Source organism: Eremococcus coleocola ACS-139-V-Col8 (assembly GCF_000183205.1).
Taxonomy (GTDB): domain Bacteria; phylum Bacillota; class Bacilli; order Lactobacillales; family Aerococcaceae; genus Eremococcus; species Eremococcus coleocola.
Genome location: NZ_AENN01000011.1, coordinates 19160 through 33459, shown reverse-complemented (window position 1 = coordinate 33459; position 14300 = coordinate 19160). Strand labels below are relative to the sequence as shown.

Sequence of the window (14300 nt, the reverse complement as noted above, 5' to 3'; positions counted from 1 at the left end):
CACCAATCGAGCTCTCAAGTAAAAGGAAGGAAGAATAAACAAATGGCATTTAAATTCACATTACCTGAATTAGGTGAAGGAATTCATGAAGGCGAAATCGTTTCGATTCTCGTTTCTGAAGGTCAAGCAATCTCTGAAGATGACATTATTTTAGAAGTACAAAACGATAAGGCAGTCGAAGAATTACCAACTCCAGTAACTGGGACAGTTAAGTCAATTAAAGTTTCTGAAGGTGACGTTGTGACCGTGGGTGATGTCTTAATTGAAATTGATGCTGAAGGTTATGAAGGTGAAGATTTACCTGAAGAACCAGCTGTGACTGCGGCGGCCGAAGAAGATTTGCTAGCTACTAAAGCAGCTGACCAACCTGGCCAAGCGAGTGGCTATTTTAACTTTACCTTACCTGAATTAGGTGAAGGAATTCATGAAGGTGAAATCGTATCTTGGTTAGTATCAGAAGACGATACAGTTGCTGAAGATGATATAATTCTTGAAGTCCAAAATGATAAAGCAGTTGAAGAATTACCAACTCCTTATGCAGGTAAAATCGTTAAAATTCATGCTCAACCAGGTCAGGTTGTGCAAGTGGGTGACATTTTAGTAGAAATTGATGCCCCTGACTTTGAAGGTGATGGTTCAAGCGCAGCTCCTGCTGTAAGTGACTCAGCCTCTGCAGCACCAGCCGCAGCAGCAAGTCAACCAGGTCAAGTATCAGGTCGAGCAGGCACTTCTCCTGCAGGTCATGTCTTAGCCATGCCTTCTGTACGTAAATTAGCCCGTGATAAAGGCATTGATATCAACTTAGTAGTGCCAACAGGTAAAGGTGGCCGGGTTACTGAAGCTGATGTTAACAACTTCAACCCTAACCAAACTGCTAGTGCTCCAGCTGAAAAAACAGCTCCAGCTACTGCAGGTGCCGCAACTGAAAAGACAGCCCCAGCTAAGAAAGCTACACCACTTGTGTCTAATGCAGAACGGACAACCCGTGAAAAAATGTCAGGTACCCGTAAAGCAATCGCTAAGGCAATGACTAACTCTAAACATACTTCTCCACATGTTACTCACTTTGATGAAATCGAAGTATCTAAACTATGGGATCACCGTAAGAAATTCAAAGGTATTGCTGCAGAACGTGATACCAAACTAACCTTCTTACCATATGCCGTTAAAGCCTTAGTTGCTGCCCTTAAGAAATACCCAATTTTAAATGCTTCACTTGATGATGCTACGAACGAAATTGTTTACCATAATTACTATAACATTGGTATTGCTACTGATACTGATCATGGTCTTTATGTACCAAACATTAAAGATGCAAACGCTAAATCAATGTTTGATATTGCTGATGAAATTACTGAATTAGCCAATAAGGCTCATGATTCTAAATTATCAGCTGGAGAAATGCGTGATGGTACCATTACTATTTCTAACATTGGTTCTGCCGGTGGTAAATGGTTCACTCCAATTATTAACCACCCAGAAGTGGCTATCTTAGGCTTCGGATCAATCGTGCAACAACCAATTGTCGATGAAAATGGTGAATTAGCTGTGGGTCGGATGATTAAATTATCATTATCTTATGACCACCGTGTTATTGATGGTGCTACTGCTCAAAAAGCAATGAATGAAATTAAACGTTACCTAGCAGACCCTGAATTGTTATTAATGGAAGGATAAGGTGTTACATAAATGGTAGTAGGAGATTTCGCAATTGAATTAGATACAGTCGTTATCGGAGCAGGCCCTGGTGGCTATGTAGCTGCGATTCGTGCTGCTCAATTAGGCCAAAAAGTGGCGATTATTGAACGCCAATATATTGGTGGTGTATGTTTAAACGTTGGATGTATTCCATCTAAAGCTTTGATATCAGCAGGACACGCCTATCATAATGCTCACCATTCTGAAATTTTCGGTGTAACAGCTAAAGATGTTGCAATTGACTTCACTAAGACTCAAGAATGGAAAGATAACAGCGTCGTTGCCAAACTTACTGGTGGCGTAGAAATGTTATTGAAAAAGAACAAAGTTGAAATCATTCGTGGGGATGCCTTCTTCCAAGACGAACATCATTTACGGGTTATGCATGAAGAGGGTGCTCAATCTTATTCGTATAATAATGCCATTATTGCAACCGGTTCTCGTCCAATCGAAATTCCAGGCTTTAAGTTTGCTGGCCGGGTCATCGATTCAACAGGTGCTTTGAACCTAAAAGAAATTCCTGGTAAATTAGTTGTCATTGGTGGTGGTGTTATCGGTTCTGAATTAGGTATGGCTTATGCTAACATGGGCACTGAAGTAACTATCTTAGAAGGTTCGCCTCAGATCTTGCCAACCTTTGAAAAAGACCTAGTTCGGGTTGTTGAAAAAGAAATGAAGAACCGTAATATGACCATTCATACTAATGCAATGGCTAAAGAAGCCGTTGATAATGGTGACTCTGTAACGGTTAAATATGAAATTGATGGCAAAGCTGAAGAAATCAATGCAGATTATGTCCTGATTTCCGTAGGTCGTCGTCCAAATACAGATGAAATGGGCTTAGAAATTGCCGGTATCAAGATGACTGATCGTGGTCTAATTGAAGTCGACAAACAAGGTCGGACTAATAAGCCGAATATTTATGCCATTGGTGATATCGTAGCCGGTGCTGCCTTAGCACATAAAGCTTCTTATGAAGGTAAAGTTGCGGCTGCAGCGATTGCTGGCCATAAAGATGAAGTGGATTATGTTGCTATGCCAAGTGTTGCCTTCACAGATCCAGAAGTAGCCGCTGCAGGTTATACTGAAAAAGCAGCTAAAGAAGCTGGTTTAGATGTTAAAGCTTCTAAATTCCCATTTGGTGGTAATGGTCGTGCCTTATCATTAAATCAAACAGAAGGTTTCTTACGTTTAGTGACAACTAAAGAAGATAATATTATTGTTGGTGCTCAAATTGTGGGTCCTAATGCTTCAGAAGTTTTAACTGAGTTACTATTAGCTATTGAATCTGGTATGAACGCAGAAGACTTAGCTTTAACTATTCATGGTCACCCATCTTTAGGCGAAGTTACTATGGATACGGCTGAATTAGCTTTAGGTATGCCAATCCACGTATAAAAAAATTAATAATTTTTGAGCTTGAATCTCATAAAACTAGGATTATCCTTGTATTTATGGGGCTCAGGCTCTTTCCTTTTTTAAGAGATGTCAAGATAGTCTTAGATAATTTTGACATAGATAAAAATAGACACCATTAAAAATTTTTTATATAGGTGGGCAATAAAATACTATTAATTTAAGGATGATTAATGTAAAATTCTAAATTAAGTGTTACAATAAAAACACTTGTGGTTGTGTCTTGTTATTGTAAGCTCACAAGCAATCACTAGACTATTGCTAGAAAGAAGGTAGAAAAGTGGATGGAACAGTAGTTATTAATTTACTCGGCATTCCGGTCGGTTTGAATGTAGTCTTATCGATGATTGCTGCTGTGGTCATAGTAATTGCACTCTGCTTCCTATTTACACGCAACTTATCCGTTGAAAATCCAGGTAAAATTCAACTAGCTTTTGAATGGATTGTGAACTTAGTTGAAGGTGTGGTTAAAGATGCTTTGGGAGATAGTATGGAGCCTGCCCACATGGTAGTGGCAATCACCGTCTTTCTCTTTATTTTGGTCTCTAATTTGTTGGGGTTACCAATTTTAGTCGAAGCAGATGGTATTTCTTATTGGAAATCACCTACAGCAGAATTAGCTGTTTGTTTAGCCATGGCGGTTTCGATGAATCTGATATCACAGTATTTTGGAATAAAGAAATATGGTTTGCTCCAACATTTCCGTTTAACCTATGCTAAGCCGGTGGCACTCTTGCCTTATAATATTCTTGAAGAAGTCATTAATATGATGACTCTTTCATTACGTTTGTTTGGTAATATATTTGCGGGTGAAATTCTATTGAAATTGATCGCTGAATTAGGAAATGTTTTTGGAATTGCTACTTGGCCAATTGGGATTCCTTTACAAATGGTATGGCAAGCATTTTCAGTCTTTATCGGCTGTTTGCAAGCATATATTTTTGTAAACTTATCCATTGTATACCTGTCTCATAAAGTGATTCATCACGTTGAAGAAAAAGAAGAAGCATAAAGGAGAATTGATAAAATATGAATGGTTTAGCTGCTGCAATTGCAATTGGACTTGCCGCTTTCGGTGCGGCAATTGGGAATGGTTTGGTAATTTCTAAGGCTTTGGAATCTATGGCTCGTCAACCAGAAATGGAATCTAAAATTCGGTCAACTATGTTACTTGGGGTTGGTTTAATTGAAGCGATTCCGATTATGGCAGCTGTTATTGCCTTTATTTTAGTTTTCCAATAATAGCAAGGAGGAATTGTAAATGGGAAGCTTATTAGGACCAACTGCCCTAGGTCATGCACTAATGACACTTATTTCTTTTCTAATCCTTATTTTTTGTGTGCATCGTTTTGCTTGGACACCTTTAATGAATGTATTAGATCAACGGAAACGTTTAATCACCAAAGAGTTAAATGAAGGACATGATTTAAAGGCTGCTTCTGAAAAAGCTAATAAAGAGGCCCAGGCAAAATTAACTCAGTCACGAGTTGAAGCCAATAAAATTGTCAATGATGCAAAAAAACAAGGCGAAGAATTGAAAATGCGGTTGAAACAAGAAGCTAATCAGGACATTGATGCCATGAAAGCACAAGCCCAAAGAAGAATAGAACGAGAACGTCAAGAAGTTTTGGCTGAGATGGAAGATACCATTGCTTCAGTTTCAGTTGAAATTGCAGAAAAAATTATTAAACATGAAATTAATGAAGAGGACCACCGTCGTTTAATTAATGATTTTATTCATAGATTAGAAGAGGAAGTTAAACATGGATAATGTTAAAGAAACGACCTATAGTCAATTTGTCGATCAAATTATGGACCAATATCGTCAATATGACGAAAAAACCGGTCGTATAAAAAAAGATGAAAGTCAAGAAGTTGAAAATTTGACTATTCGCTCAGTCGTGCCTTTGACAGAGGCGGAAAAACGTCAAATTATTGCCCTATTTCTTAAGAAAATTGATCGTCCATTGGGAGAAGTCAATGAAATTATTGATCCTGATTTAGTTACGGGAGTTTCTATTCAAAGTGAATCTTATTACTTTGAGGTCAGTGGACGTCAGCAATTATCACATATGCATGATATGTTTCATGCTAAAAGCTAAAAGGAGGTTGTTTATTCTTGGATAAAAAAGATTTAGAAAAACGCCTACTTAAACAAATCAATCAATTTGATGCCACACACCACATGGAAGAAATTGGAACGGTTGTCTATATTGGGGATGGGATTGCTCGTGTCCATGGTTTGGATAAAGCTATGCAAGGTGAAATGGTTGAATTTCCTAACGGGTCAATTGGAATGGTACAGAACCTAGAAATTGATGAAGTTGGGGTTATTGTATTTGGGGACTACCATGATATCAATGAAGGTGACTTAGTTCGCCGTTTAAACAAGGTCATGGAAGTACCAGTAGGTGATAATTTACTTGGTCGAGTAGTTAATCCTTTGGGTCAACCAATTGATGGTGAAGGTCCAATTGAGACTGAGAAGACACGTCCGGTTGAAGCAGAAGCTCCGTCTATTATGGACCGCCAGTCTGTAAAACGACCTTTACAAACAGGAACCAAGGCGATTGATGCCTTAGTCCCAATTGGTCGTGGCCAACGGGAATTGATTGTTGGGGACCGGAAAACTGGTAAAACCACCATTGCCATTGATGCAATTATTAACCAAAAAGAACAAGATGTACTTTGTATTTATGTAGCCATTGGTCAAAAGGAATCTACGGTTAAAAATATTGTGAATACTTTACGGAAGTATGATGCGCTTGATTATACGATTATCATGTCTGCCTCTGCCTCACAACCGTCTTCCTTATTGTACTTGGCACCCTATGCAGCGACTGCTATGGCAGAAGAATTTATGTATGCAGGGAAACATGTTTTGATCATTTATGATGATTTGACCAAGCAGGCGGCAGCTTACCGTGAAATGTCCCTACTTTTAAAACGGCCACCTGGACGGGAAGCCTATCCTGGGGATGTCTTTTACTTGCACTCTCGTTTATTAGAACGTTCAGCCAAGTTAAATGATGAATTAGGTGGGGGTTCAATTACTTCGCTACCAATTATCGAAACTCAAGCCGGTGATATCTCTGCCTATATTCCAACTAACGTGATTTCAATCACCGATGGTCAAATTTTCCTAGAAAATGACCTCTTTAATTCTGGCGTGCGGCCAGCCATTAATGCTGGGCTTTCAGTCTCTCGGGTGGGGGGAGCAGCTCAAGTGAAGGCTATGAAACAAGTTTCAGGTACTCTCCGGATAGACTTGGCGGCTTACCGTGAATTAGAAGCCTTCAGTCAATTTGGCTCTGACTTGGATGATATGACTCGGAAAAACCTAGACCGTGGTAAACGCACGGTTGAATTGTTAAAGCAATCAGCGCATAAACCTTTATCAATGCCTAAGCAAGTTGTAATTCTTTATGCCTTAGCCCATCATTTACTTGAAGGTATCGAAGTGGAAGACTTACGTGATTTTGAGGCAGCTTTATTTAGTCATTTAGAGGAAATACATCCCGAAGTGCTTCAATCAATTGAAGATAATGAAGTCATAGTTGATGAAAATAAATTGACCGATTTAATTAATCAATTTAAGGAAGTATTTATGGCAACCTATCATGCTGAAATCCAATAAAAGTAGGTGATACAAGAATGGCTTTAAATGAGATAAAAAAGAAAATGAATTCAATTCAAAAAACCTCTCAAATCACAAATGCCATGCGATTGGTATCAACAACTAAATATAACAGTATTGTGATAGAATCTGCCAAGTATGATGCTTATAGTCAAAAGATTAAAGAGATGGTCTCTTCGGTTATTCGACCAGATATTCAATATGATTTAGATGCCAGTCCTGTAGTGGATGAGGATGGAAATAATGATAGTCTTATTAACTTTCATAGTATGATGGAAGTTCGACCTGTCAATAAAGTTGGTTTCCTAGTAATCACCTCAGATAAAGGGTTAGCCGGTAATTATAATACTTCAATTTTAAAAGAATTTCGTGATCAGGCGCGTAAATACCGCAAAGATCAAATTGAAGTACTAGCCATTGGGGCACCGATTGCTAAATTCTGCCGGGAAAATGGCTATCATTTGGCTTATGAACGTTATCATTTGTCAGATTATCCTAGCTTTACTGAAGTGAGAAATATTATTCGTGAAGCTGTTAATTTATTTAAGGATAAGACTTATGATGAATTATACTTATGCTATAATCACTCAATTAATGTTTTAGTGAATGAATGTCGTTTTGAACGGATTCTACCGATTAGTCCCGAAAATATTCGGCACCTTCATGAGGAAAATAAAGATAAGGTTGATCCGCAAGTACTAATAGAACCTGATGTCAACCAAGTCCTAGATTTCTTGTTGCCATTATATGCCCAAACTCAAATTTACGGAGCAGTGATTGATGCCAAAACCGCAGAACAATCTGCGCGGATGCAGGCTATGGGTCAAGCAACTGATAACGCTGAGAAGTTAATCGCAGATTTGCAACAAGAATACCATCATGAACGGCAAAAGAGAATTACGAACGAAATTATTGAGATTACCAATGGTGCGAATGCACAAGTGAAGGAAAAGAAGGGATAAACAGATGAGAATTGGAAAAATAGCTCAGGTTATTGGCCCGGTTGTGGATGTAAAGTTTCCAATTTCCGAGGGGATTCCTGAGATTCATAATGCTCTGGTAATTGTACCTAATCAAGATCCAGCCACAATTACAGAAGCTGATTTAAATAATCCAAAGAACGTAGTATTAGAAGTTGAATTAGACTTAGGGGATGGAATTGTTCGTGCCATTGCTATGTCAGCCACCGATGGTTTGTCACGGGAAATGTTAGTAGCTGACCGGGAAACAACTATCAAAGTTCCTGCAGGGCCAGCGACCTTAGGACGGGTTTTCAATGTCTTAGGGCACACAATTGATGACAAGGGTGATCTTGAGGCTGATTACGAATTAAAATCAATTTATCGTGATGCTCCAAAATATGAAAATCTATCTTCAGAATATGAAATTTTAGAAACAGGGATTAAGGTCATTGACCTTTTAGCTCCTTATTTAAAAGGAGGTAAGATTGGTCTTTTCGGTGGTGCCGGTGTTGGTAAAACCGTCTTAATCCAAGAGTTAATTCATAATATTGCCCAAGAGTTAGATGGTATTTCAGTCTTTACTGGGGTTGGTGAACGGACTCGGGAAGGGAATGACCTCGTCTTCGAAATGCGTGACTCTGGTGTTGATAAAAAGACTGCCATGGTGTTCGGTCAAATGAATGAACCACCGGGAGCACGGATGCGGACCGTCTTAACAGGCTTAACGATGGCTGAATATTTCCGGGACAAAATGAAACAAGATGTTTTGCTTTTTGTGGATAACATTTTCCGGTTTACGCAAGCAGGTTCAGAAGTTTCAGCCTTACTCGGTCGGATGCCATCTGCGGTGGGGTATCAACCAACTTTGGCTTCAGAAATGGGGGCAATGCAAGAGCGGATTGCCTCTACCGAGGATGGATCCATCACTTCTATTCAAGCGGTGTATGTGCCAGCCGATGATTATACTGACCCAGCGCCAGCAACTACCTTTACCCATTTGGATGCGACGACTAACCTGGACCGTAAATTAACCGAACAAGGGATTTATCCGGCGGTGAATCCGCTAGAATCAACATCTGTTGCCCTAAGTGAAGAAATTGTCGGCCCACGCCATTATCGGATTGCTCGTCAAGTACAAACCACCCTACAACGATATCACGAACTTCAAGATATTATTGCAATTTTGGGGGTTGAAGAACTTTCAGATGAAGAAAAAGTAACCGTATCACGGGCACGGCGGATTCAATTATTCCTATCCCAAAACTTCCACGTGGCAGAAGCTTTTACGGGCCTACCAGGCTCTTTTGTGTCAATTGAAGAATGTTTAGATGGTTTCGAAGGTATCTTGGAAGGTAAGTACGACAGTCTACCTGAAGAAGCTTTCCGGAATGTTGGTAACATCGATCAAGTGATTGCTAAAGCCCGCGATATGGGTGTAGATTATGGTAGTCAAAACAGTGAGACTGCGAGCGAAGATCCTAATACTAATGCTGATGCCTAAAGACAAAGAAAGTAGGTAATTACATGGCGGATACAAACGAAGGTAAAATGTTGACGGTCAATATTTTATCCCCTGATGGAGAGGTTTATGCTCACCATGCTCGGTCCTGTCGTGTCCATGCGATTGATGGTTGGTTGACAATATTACCCAATCACTTACCTTTGGTAACAGTCCTTGATATTGGCGCTGTAATTGTTACACGTTTAAATAGTGAGGAACCGGATTATATTGCAATTAATGGGGGTGCCTTGACTTTCCACGATAATAATGTGGATATAGCTGCTTCATTTGCTGTTCGGGCCCGAGATGTGGATCAATCTCATGTCGAAGTCATGAAAAATCAAGCTGAAGCGGATATGCAAGAAGCCTTGAGTCGACAAGATCAGTCTTCTTACTTACGGGCACGAATTTCTTTGGAACGGGCGATTAATCAGATTAATGTTGCTAAACATAAAAAATCTAATGTAAAGTAGTTATAAAACGTTTTAGCTTAGAAATAAACTAAATGTAAGGGAAGTAGTCTCGGTTGAGACTGCTTCCCTTTTTTATGAGATGAATTTACTTAATTTTTAAATTGTTAGCATTTAAAGCGACAATGATCCGTGAAGGAGACATCGGAATTCCACTCCAAGCAGGACTAATGATAATCCCAAGGGGAGCAAGCAGACCGGCAGCTAAGGGAATTGCGATAAAGTTGTAGCCCGCGCCCCACAAGAGGTTTTGTTTCATTTTACGGTTAGTCGCTTGGGTTAGTTCTAAGAATGTTTGAATGTCACTAGGATCAGACTTACTTAATATAACATCGGCTGAGTCTAGGGCAACCTGGCTACCAGCACTGATGGCTAGGCCAATATCCACAACAGCTAAAGAAGGTGCATCGTTAATCCCATCACCAACCATAATGACTTGTTTACCATCTTGTTTAAAGGATTCAACTAGGTCATATTTGTCTTGTGGAGATTGATTAGCGTAGTAGTTAATCCCTAGTTCTTGGGCGACTTCTTTAGCAGCCCGTTCATTATCACCCGTAGCCATAATCGGTTGAATACCATGATTTTTAGACCTTTGATTAGTTCAGCAGACGAATCTTTGTTTTTGTCACCAAGCGCAACATAGCCAAGAGCGGTTTGATTTTTGGTTAAGATAGAAATTGTCGCACTTTTTGGTAACTCTATTTGAAAAACTAAAAAATATCTACGCTTAGTATAAAGAACCAAGTTACATTTGTAAGCTGAGAAGACTTATGTGTAAATATGGGTAAAAGTTTTATAAAAAGCAGATAATCATATTTGATAACGTTTTCGTTTTTATTTTTAGCTTTAAATGCGGTATAGTAGTATTAACAATTCGTGGAAGGAGGAAGCTATGCCTCAATCATATACCTACCCCATTTCAAATCAGTGGACTACAGAAGAAATTATTGATGTGGTTAATTTTTTAGTGGCGGTTGAGAAAGTCTACCAAGGTGGCAATAGTTTAGCTGCAATTCAAGCCAGCTATGCAAAGTTCAAAGCGGTCGTCCCTTCCAAAAGTGAAGAGAAGCAAATTGATCGAGACTTTAAAACCACGAGTGGTTATTCAACCTATCAAGTGGTTAAAGCGATGAAAGATGCTTTGAACAAGCAAGTCTCCGCCAAGGATAAAATAAGATTGGAAGTGTAATAATGAATTATCAACGGCACCATCTCGTTCAAACTTGGATAGCCCAGGTGGGCAATATGCTACGGACAGCCTTGCAAGGCGAATTAGAGATTGAAGAAAAAAGCGGTCGAGCTGACTTAGTCACCCAAATGGATAAAGCCGTCGAAGCCTACCTAATTGACCAAATTCACCACTATTTTCCTAATGATCAAATTTTGGGAGAAGAAGGGCATGGCCATAATTTGACTTCAACTCAGGGTGTTTTATGGATTATTGATCCCATTGATGGCACCTTAAATTTTGTTAAGCAAGCTAATAATTTTGGAACGATGATCGGGATTTTTGAGGATGGCCAAGCCCAAGCCGGTTATATCTATGACGTAATGAAAGATGACCTTTATTACGGCATCAATGGCGAAGGGGTTTTTCTAAATGATCAGCCACTTGTGCCAACCCTAGACACGTTTTTAGCGGATAGTCTCTTAAATATAAACCAATATCACTTAGTAGGAAGTGATCCCCAGATTCAAGCTCTGGTTAATGGTGCGCTTGGTGTTCGTGGTTATGGTTCTGCAGCGCTAGAGATTATATCTATCTTACGAGGTGAGGCGTCAATTTATTATGCATCCCGGTTACAACCTTGGGATTTTGCAGCAGGTCTAGCTATTTTCAAAGAATTAGGCTTAAAAGTCACTGACCGTCAAGGCCAAGCTTTAGATTTATTAGAAGCTTCCACAGTCGTATTCGCCAGTCCCCAAGTTCATCAAGAAGCAATCCAATTATTAAACGCATAAGCAATCAAAGTAAAAGAGGAAATTAAATGACAAAAAGAAATGACATTCGTAATATCGCAATTATCGCCCACGTTGACCACGGTAAAACAACCTTGGTTGATGAATTATTAAAACAATCGTCAACCTTAGACGAACGGGCTAAATTAGATGAACGAGCCATGGACTCTAATGATATTGAACGGGAACGTGGAATTACGATTCTAGCTAAGAATACCGCAGTTGACTATAAAGGAACCCGGATTAATATTTTGGATACACCCGGGCATGCGGACTTTGGTGGTGAAGTTGAACGGATTCTATCCATGGTAGATGGAGTAGTTTTAGTTGTTGATGCTTATGAAGGAACTATGCCGCAAACTCGGTTTGTTTTGAAGAAAGCTTTAGAACAAGGGGTAATACCTGTTGTTGTCGTGAATAAAATTGATAAACCTTCAACCCGTCCTGCTGAAGTTGTGGATGAAGTCTTGGACTTATTCATTGAATTGGGCGCGGATAATGAACAAATTGAATTCCCAGTGGTTTATGCCTCTGCCTTAAACGGAACATCTTCTAAATCAGATGATCCAGCCGATCAAGAAGCATCAATGGATGCAATTTTTGATGCGGTAATTGAGCATATACCAGCACCAGAAGATAATTCTGATGAGCCTTTACAATTCCAAGTTTCCCTCTTAGACTATAATGATTATGTGGGTCGTATTGGGATTGGTCGGGTCTTCCGTGGAAAAATTAAAGTGGGTGATTCGGTAACTTTAGTGAAAATTGACGGTACCCATAAAAACTTCCGCGTGACAAAAATGCATGGTTTCTTTGGCTTAAAACGGGTGGAAATCCAAGAAGCTAAAGCCGGTGACCTAATTGCCTTATCTGGTATGGATGATATCTTTGTTGGTGAATCTGTTGTTGATAGCCAACATATTGATCCACTACCTTTACTACATATTGATGAACCGACTCTACAAATGACCTTTAGAACCAATGATTCTCCTTTTGCGGGTCGCGAAGGTAAGTTTGTAACGGCCCGTAATCTTGAAGACCGTTTAATGCAAGAATTACAAACCGATGTATCCTTACGTGTAGAACAAACGGCGCCTGATACCTTTGTTGTTTCTGGTCGCGGGGAATTACATTTATCGATTTTAATTGAAAATATGCGTCGGGAAGGCTTTGAATTTCAAGTTTCACGGCCAAAAGTTATTGTCCGTGAAGTTGATGGAGTCCAATGTGAACCGTTTGAACGGGTCCAAATTGATACGCCAGAAGAATATATGGGGTCAATCATTGAAGCGTTGGGTACTCGTAAAGCAGAAATGGCAGATATGGTCCATACTGGCAATGGTCAAGTCCGGCTTGTTTTCTTGGTTCCAGCCCGTGGTTTGATTGGTTTTACTACTGAGTTTATGTCTATGACTCGGGGTTATGGTATCTTAAACCATACTTTTGATGAATACCGGCCTATGGTTGATGGTTCGATTGGTCGGCGTCGGAATGGGGCTTTAGTGGCACAAGAATCTGGCCAAGCGACAACTTATTCTATTATGAATATAGAAGATCGGGGAACTATTTTTGTGATGCCTGGTACTGATATTTATGGTGGAATGATTGTTGGTGAACACAGCCGTGAAAATGACTTAACTGTTAATATTACTAAGGCTAAGAATTTAACTAATGTTCGGTCAGCCACTAAAGATCAAACAGCCGTAATTAAGCAACCAAGGATTCTAACCCTAGAAGAATCCATTGAATTTATGGATGAAGATGAATATTGTGAAGTTACCCCTGAGAGTATTCGTTTACGGAAACAAATCTTAGATAAATCTGCCAGATTAAAAGCTAACAAGAAAGAAAAATAAGTCTTAAATTGAGCATATTAATTGAGCTTTCACCTAGGAATGATACTATTAAAGTATCAAGAAAAAACTAGGAGGAATGTAAAATGGCTTTTGAATTACCAGAATTACCGTACGCATACGACGCATTAGAACCAGTGATTGATGAAGAAACAATGAAACTTCACCATGATAAACATCATAATACTTATGTAACTAAATTAAACGATGCGATTAAAGGAACGAATCTAGAATCTAAATCAATCGAAGAAATTATTGCTAATTTAAATGATGTTCCTGAAAAAATTCGGACGGCTGTTCGTAATAATGGCGGTGGTCACTTAAATCACACCTTGTTCTGGGATGAAACGCAAGCTCCTTCTGATAACAACGAGGTTCCGGCTGACTTATTGAAGAAGATTGAAGCTGACTTTGGTTCTTTCGAAGACTTCAAAAAAGAATTTAAAGCGGCAGCAACTGGACAATTTGGTTCTGGTTGGGCTTGGTTAGTTGATAATAATGGTAAGTTTGAAGTTGTGGGAACACCAAATCAAGATAACCCAATTACTGATGGTAAAAAACCATTACTTGGTCTTGATGTTTGGGAACATGCCTATTACTTAAAATATCGTAATGTTCGTCCTGACTATGTCGATGCATTCTGGAAAGTTGTTAACTGGGATGTTGTGGCTGAACGTTTAGCTAAATAATTAATTTTATAATATAATCTGTAAAATGCGCCTAGGTTTTTGCTTTGCAAAAGTCCTAGGTGTTTTTTTGTTTTATCTTATATTTTGTTTAGTATGAGATGATCCATCATAA

Annotated in this window: 15 protein-coding genes; 14 read left to right on the top strand and 1 reads right to left on the bottom strand. The window is 39.2% G+C overall.

Going from position 1 to position 14300, the window contains the following annotated elements; translation table 11 throughout:
- Positions 1-42: 42 nt before the first annotated feature.
- The 10 genes from HMPREF9257_RS03260 (at position 43) to atpC (ending at position 9687) form a co-directional block, all read left to right on the top strand.
- Positions 43-1677 carry a dihydrolipoyllysine-residue acetyltransferase gene (locus HMPREF9257_RS03260; RefSeq protein WP_006418045.1) on the top strand — a complete coding sequence of 545 codons (1635 nt, stop codon included), beginning with the start codon at positions 43-45 and terminating at the stop codon, positions 1675-1677.
- A 12-nt stretch (positions 1678-1689) separates the two neighbouring features.
- The gene (gene lpdA, locus HMPREF9257_RS03255; protein ID WP_006418004.1) at positions 1690-3096 is read left to right on the top strand and encodes a dihydrolipoyl dehydrogenase; all 1407 of its coding nucleotides are present in this window, start codon (positions 1690-1692) and stop codon (positions 3094-3096) included.
- Between the two features lie 298 nt (positions 3097-3394).
- Entirely contained in the window at positions 3395-4126 is a 732-nt protein-coding gene (gene atpB, locus HMPREF9257_RS03250) for a F0F1 ATP synthase subunit A (protein ID WP_006418031.1), read from the top strand.
- A 17-nt stretch (positions 4127-4143) separates the two neighbouring features.
- Entirely contained in the window at positions 4144-4356 is a 213-nt protein-coding gene (gene atpE, locus HMPREF9257_RS03245) for a F0F1 ATP synthase subunit C (protein ID WP_006418038.1), read from the top strand.
- 19 nt (positions 4357-4375) lie between these two features.
- A complete protein-coding gene (atpF, locus tag HMPREF9257_RS03240; protein ID WP_006418009.1) occupies positions 4376-4885 on the top strand; it encodes a F0F1 ATP synthase subunit B in 510 nt (169 codons plus the stop codon).
- On the top strand, positions 4878-5216 hold the full coding sequence (locus HMPREF9257_RS03235) for a F0F1 ATP synthase subunit delta (protein ID WP_006418020.1): 339 nt from the start codon (positions 4878-4880) through the stop codon (positions 5214-5216). Before atpF ends, HMPREF9257_RS03235 begins: the two co-directional genes overlap by 8 nt.
- A 56-nt stretch (positions 5217-5272) precedes the next feature.
- Positions 5273-6751, top strand: coding sequence for a F0F1 ATP synthase subunit alpha (gene atpA, locus HMPREF9257_RS03230; RefSeq protein WP_245526823.1), 1479 nt, complete (start codon positions 5273-5275; stop codon positions 6749-6751).
- Positions 6752-6768: 17 nt separating this feature from the next.
- On the top strand, positions 6769-7713 hold the full coding sequence (gene atpG / locus HMPREF9257_RS03225; RefSeq protein WP_006418043.1) for an ATP synthase F1 subunit gamma: 945 nt from the start codon (positions 6769-6771) through the stop codon (positions 7711-7713).
- 4 nt (positions 7714-7717) lie between these two features.
- Positions 7718-9214 (top strand): F0F1 ATP synthase subunit beta, encoded by a 1497-nt coding sequence (gene atpD, locus HMPREF9257_RS03220; protein WP_006418061.1) that lies wholly within the window; start codon positions 7718-7720, stop codon positions 9212-9214.
- A gap of 23 nt (positions 9215-9237) precedes the next feature.
- Positions 9238-9687 carry an ATP synthase F1 subunit epsilon gene (atpC, locus tag HMPREF9257_RS03215; protein WP_006418057.1) on the top strand — a complete coding sequence of 150 codons (450 nt, stop codon included), beginning with the start codon at positions 9238-9240 and terminating at the stop codon, positions 9685-9687.
- A gap of 85 nt (positions 9688-9772) precedes the next feature.
- Here atpC and HMPREF9257_RS03210 read toward each other — a convergent pair whose 3' ends face one another.
- Entirely contained in the window at positions 9773-10249 is a 477-nt protein-coding gene (locus HMPREF9257_RS03210) for an HAD-IC family P-type ATPase (RefSeq protein WP_006418030.1), read from the bottom strand.
- A gap of 330 nt (positions 10250-10579) precedes the next feature.
- Between HMPREF9257_RS03210 and HMPREF9257_RS03205 the strand changes: the two genes are divergently transcribed.
- The 4 genes from HMPREF9257_RS03205 to HMPREF9257_RS03190 all read left to right on the top strand — a co-directional run bounded on the left by HMPREF9257_RS03205 (position 10580) and on the right by HMPREF9257_RS03190 (position 14188).
- Positions 10580-10876 carry a UPF0223 family protein gene (locus HMPREF9257_RS03205; RefSeq protein ID WP_006418052.1) on the top strand — a complete coding sequence of 99 codons (297 nt, stop codon included), beginning with the start codon at positions 10580-10582 and terminating at the stop codon, positions 10874-10876.
- Positions 10877-10878: 2 nt separating this feature from the next.
- On the top strand, positions 10879-11649 hold the full coding sequence (locus tag HMPREF9257_RS03200; protein WP_006418034.1) for an inositol monophosphatase family protein: 771 nt from the start codon (positions 10879-10881) through the stop codon (positions 11647-11649).
- A gap of 26 nt (positions 11650-11675) precedes the next feature.
- Positions 11676-13502 carry a translational GTPase TypA gene (typA, locus tag HMPREF9257_RS03195; protein ID WP_006418008.1) on the top strand — a complete coding sequence of 609 codons (1827 nt, stop codon included), beginning with the start codon at positions 11676-11678 and terminating at the stop codon, positions 13500-13502.
- 83 nt (positions 13503-13585) lie between these two features.
- Complete coding sequence (locus HMPREF9257_RS03190; RefSeq protein WP_006418025.1) at positions 13586-14188, top strand: superoxide dismutase; 603 nt, start codon at positions 13586-13588, stop codon at positions 14186-14188.
- Positions 14189-14300 lie beyond the last annotated feature (112 nt).

Coding starts and splice junctions, on each gene's coding strand:
- atpF (WP_006418009.1), top strand. CDS start 4,376: ATGGGAAGCTTATTAGGACCAACTGCCCTAGGTCATGCACTAATGACA.
- atpD (WP_006418061.1), top strand. CDS start 7,718: ATGAGAATTGGAAAAATAGCTCAGGTTATTGGCCCGGTTGTGGATGTA.
- atpE (WP_006418038.1), top strand. CDS start 4,144: ATGAATGGTTTAGCTGCTGCAATTGCAATTGGACTTGCCGCTTTCGGT.
- atpG (WP_006418043.1), top strand. CDS start 6,769: ATGGCTTTAAATGAGATAAAAAAGAAAATGAATTCAATTCAAAAAACC.
- lpdA (WP_006418004.1), top strand. CDS start 1,690: ATGGTAGTAGGAGATTTCGCAATTGAATTAGATACAGTCGTTATCGGA.
- HMPREF9257_RS03260 (WP_006418045.1), top strand. CDS start 43: ATGGCATTTAAATTCACATTACCTGAATTAGGTGAAGGAATTCATGAA.
- HMPREF9257_RS03205 (WP_006418052.1), top strand. CDS start 10,580: ATGCCTCAATCATATACCTACCCCATTTCAAATCAGTGGACTACAGAA.
- atpC (WP_006418057.1), top strand. CDS start 9,238: ATGGCGGATACAAACGAAGGTAAAATGTTGACGGTCAATATTTTATCC.
- HMPREF9257_RS03190 (WP_006418025.1), top strand. CDS start 13,586: ATGGCTTTTGAATTACCAGAATTACCGTACGCATACGACGCATTAGAA.
- HMPREF9257_RS03235 (WP_006418020.1), top strand. CDS start 4,878: ATGGATAATGTTAAAGAAACGACCTATAGTCAATTTGTCGATCAAATT.
- HMPREF9257_RS03210 (WP_006418030.1), bottom strand. CDS start 10,249: ATGGCTACGGGTGATAATGAACGGGCTGCTAAAGAAGTCGCCCAAGAA.
- HMPREF9257_RS03200 (WP_006418034.1), top strand. CDS start 10,879: ATGAATTATCAACGGCACCATCTCGTTCAAACTTGGATAGCCCAGGTG.
- typA (WP_006418008.1), top strand. CDS start 11,676: ATGACAAAAAGAAATGACATTCGTAATATCGCAATTATCGCCCACGTT.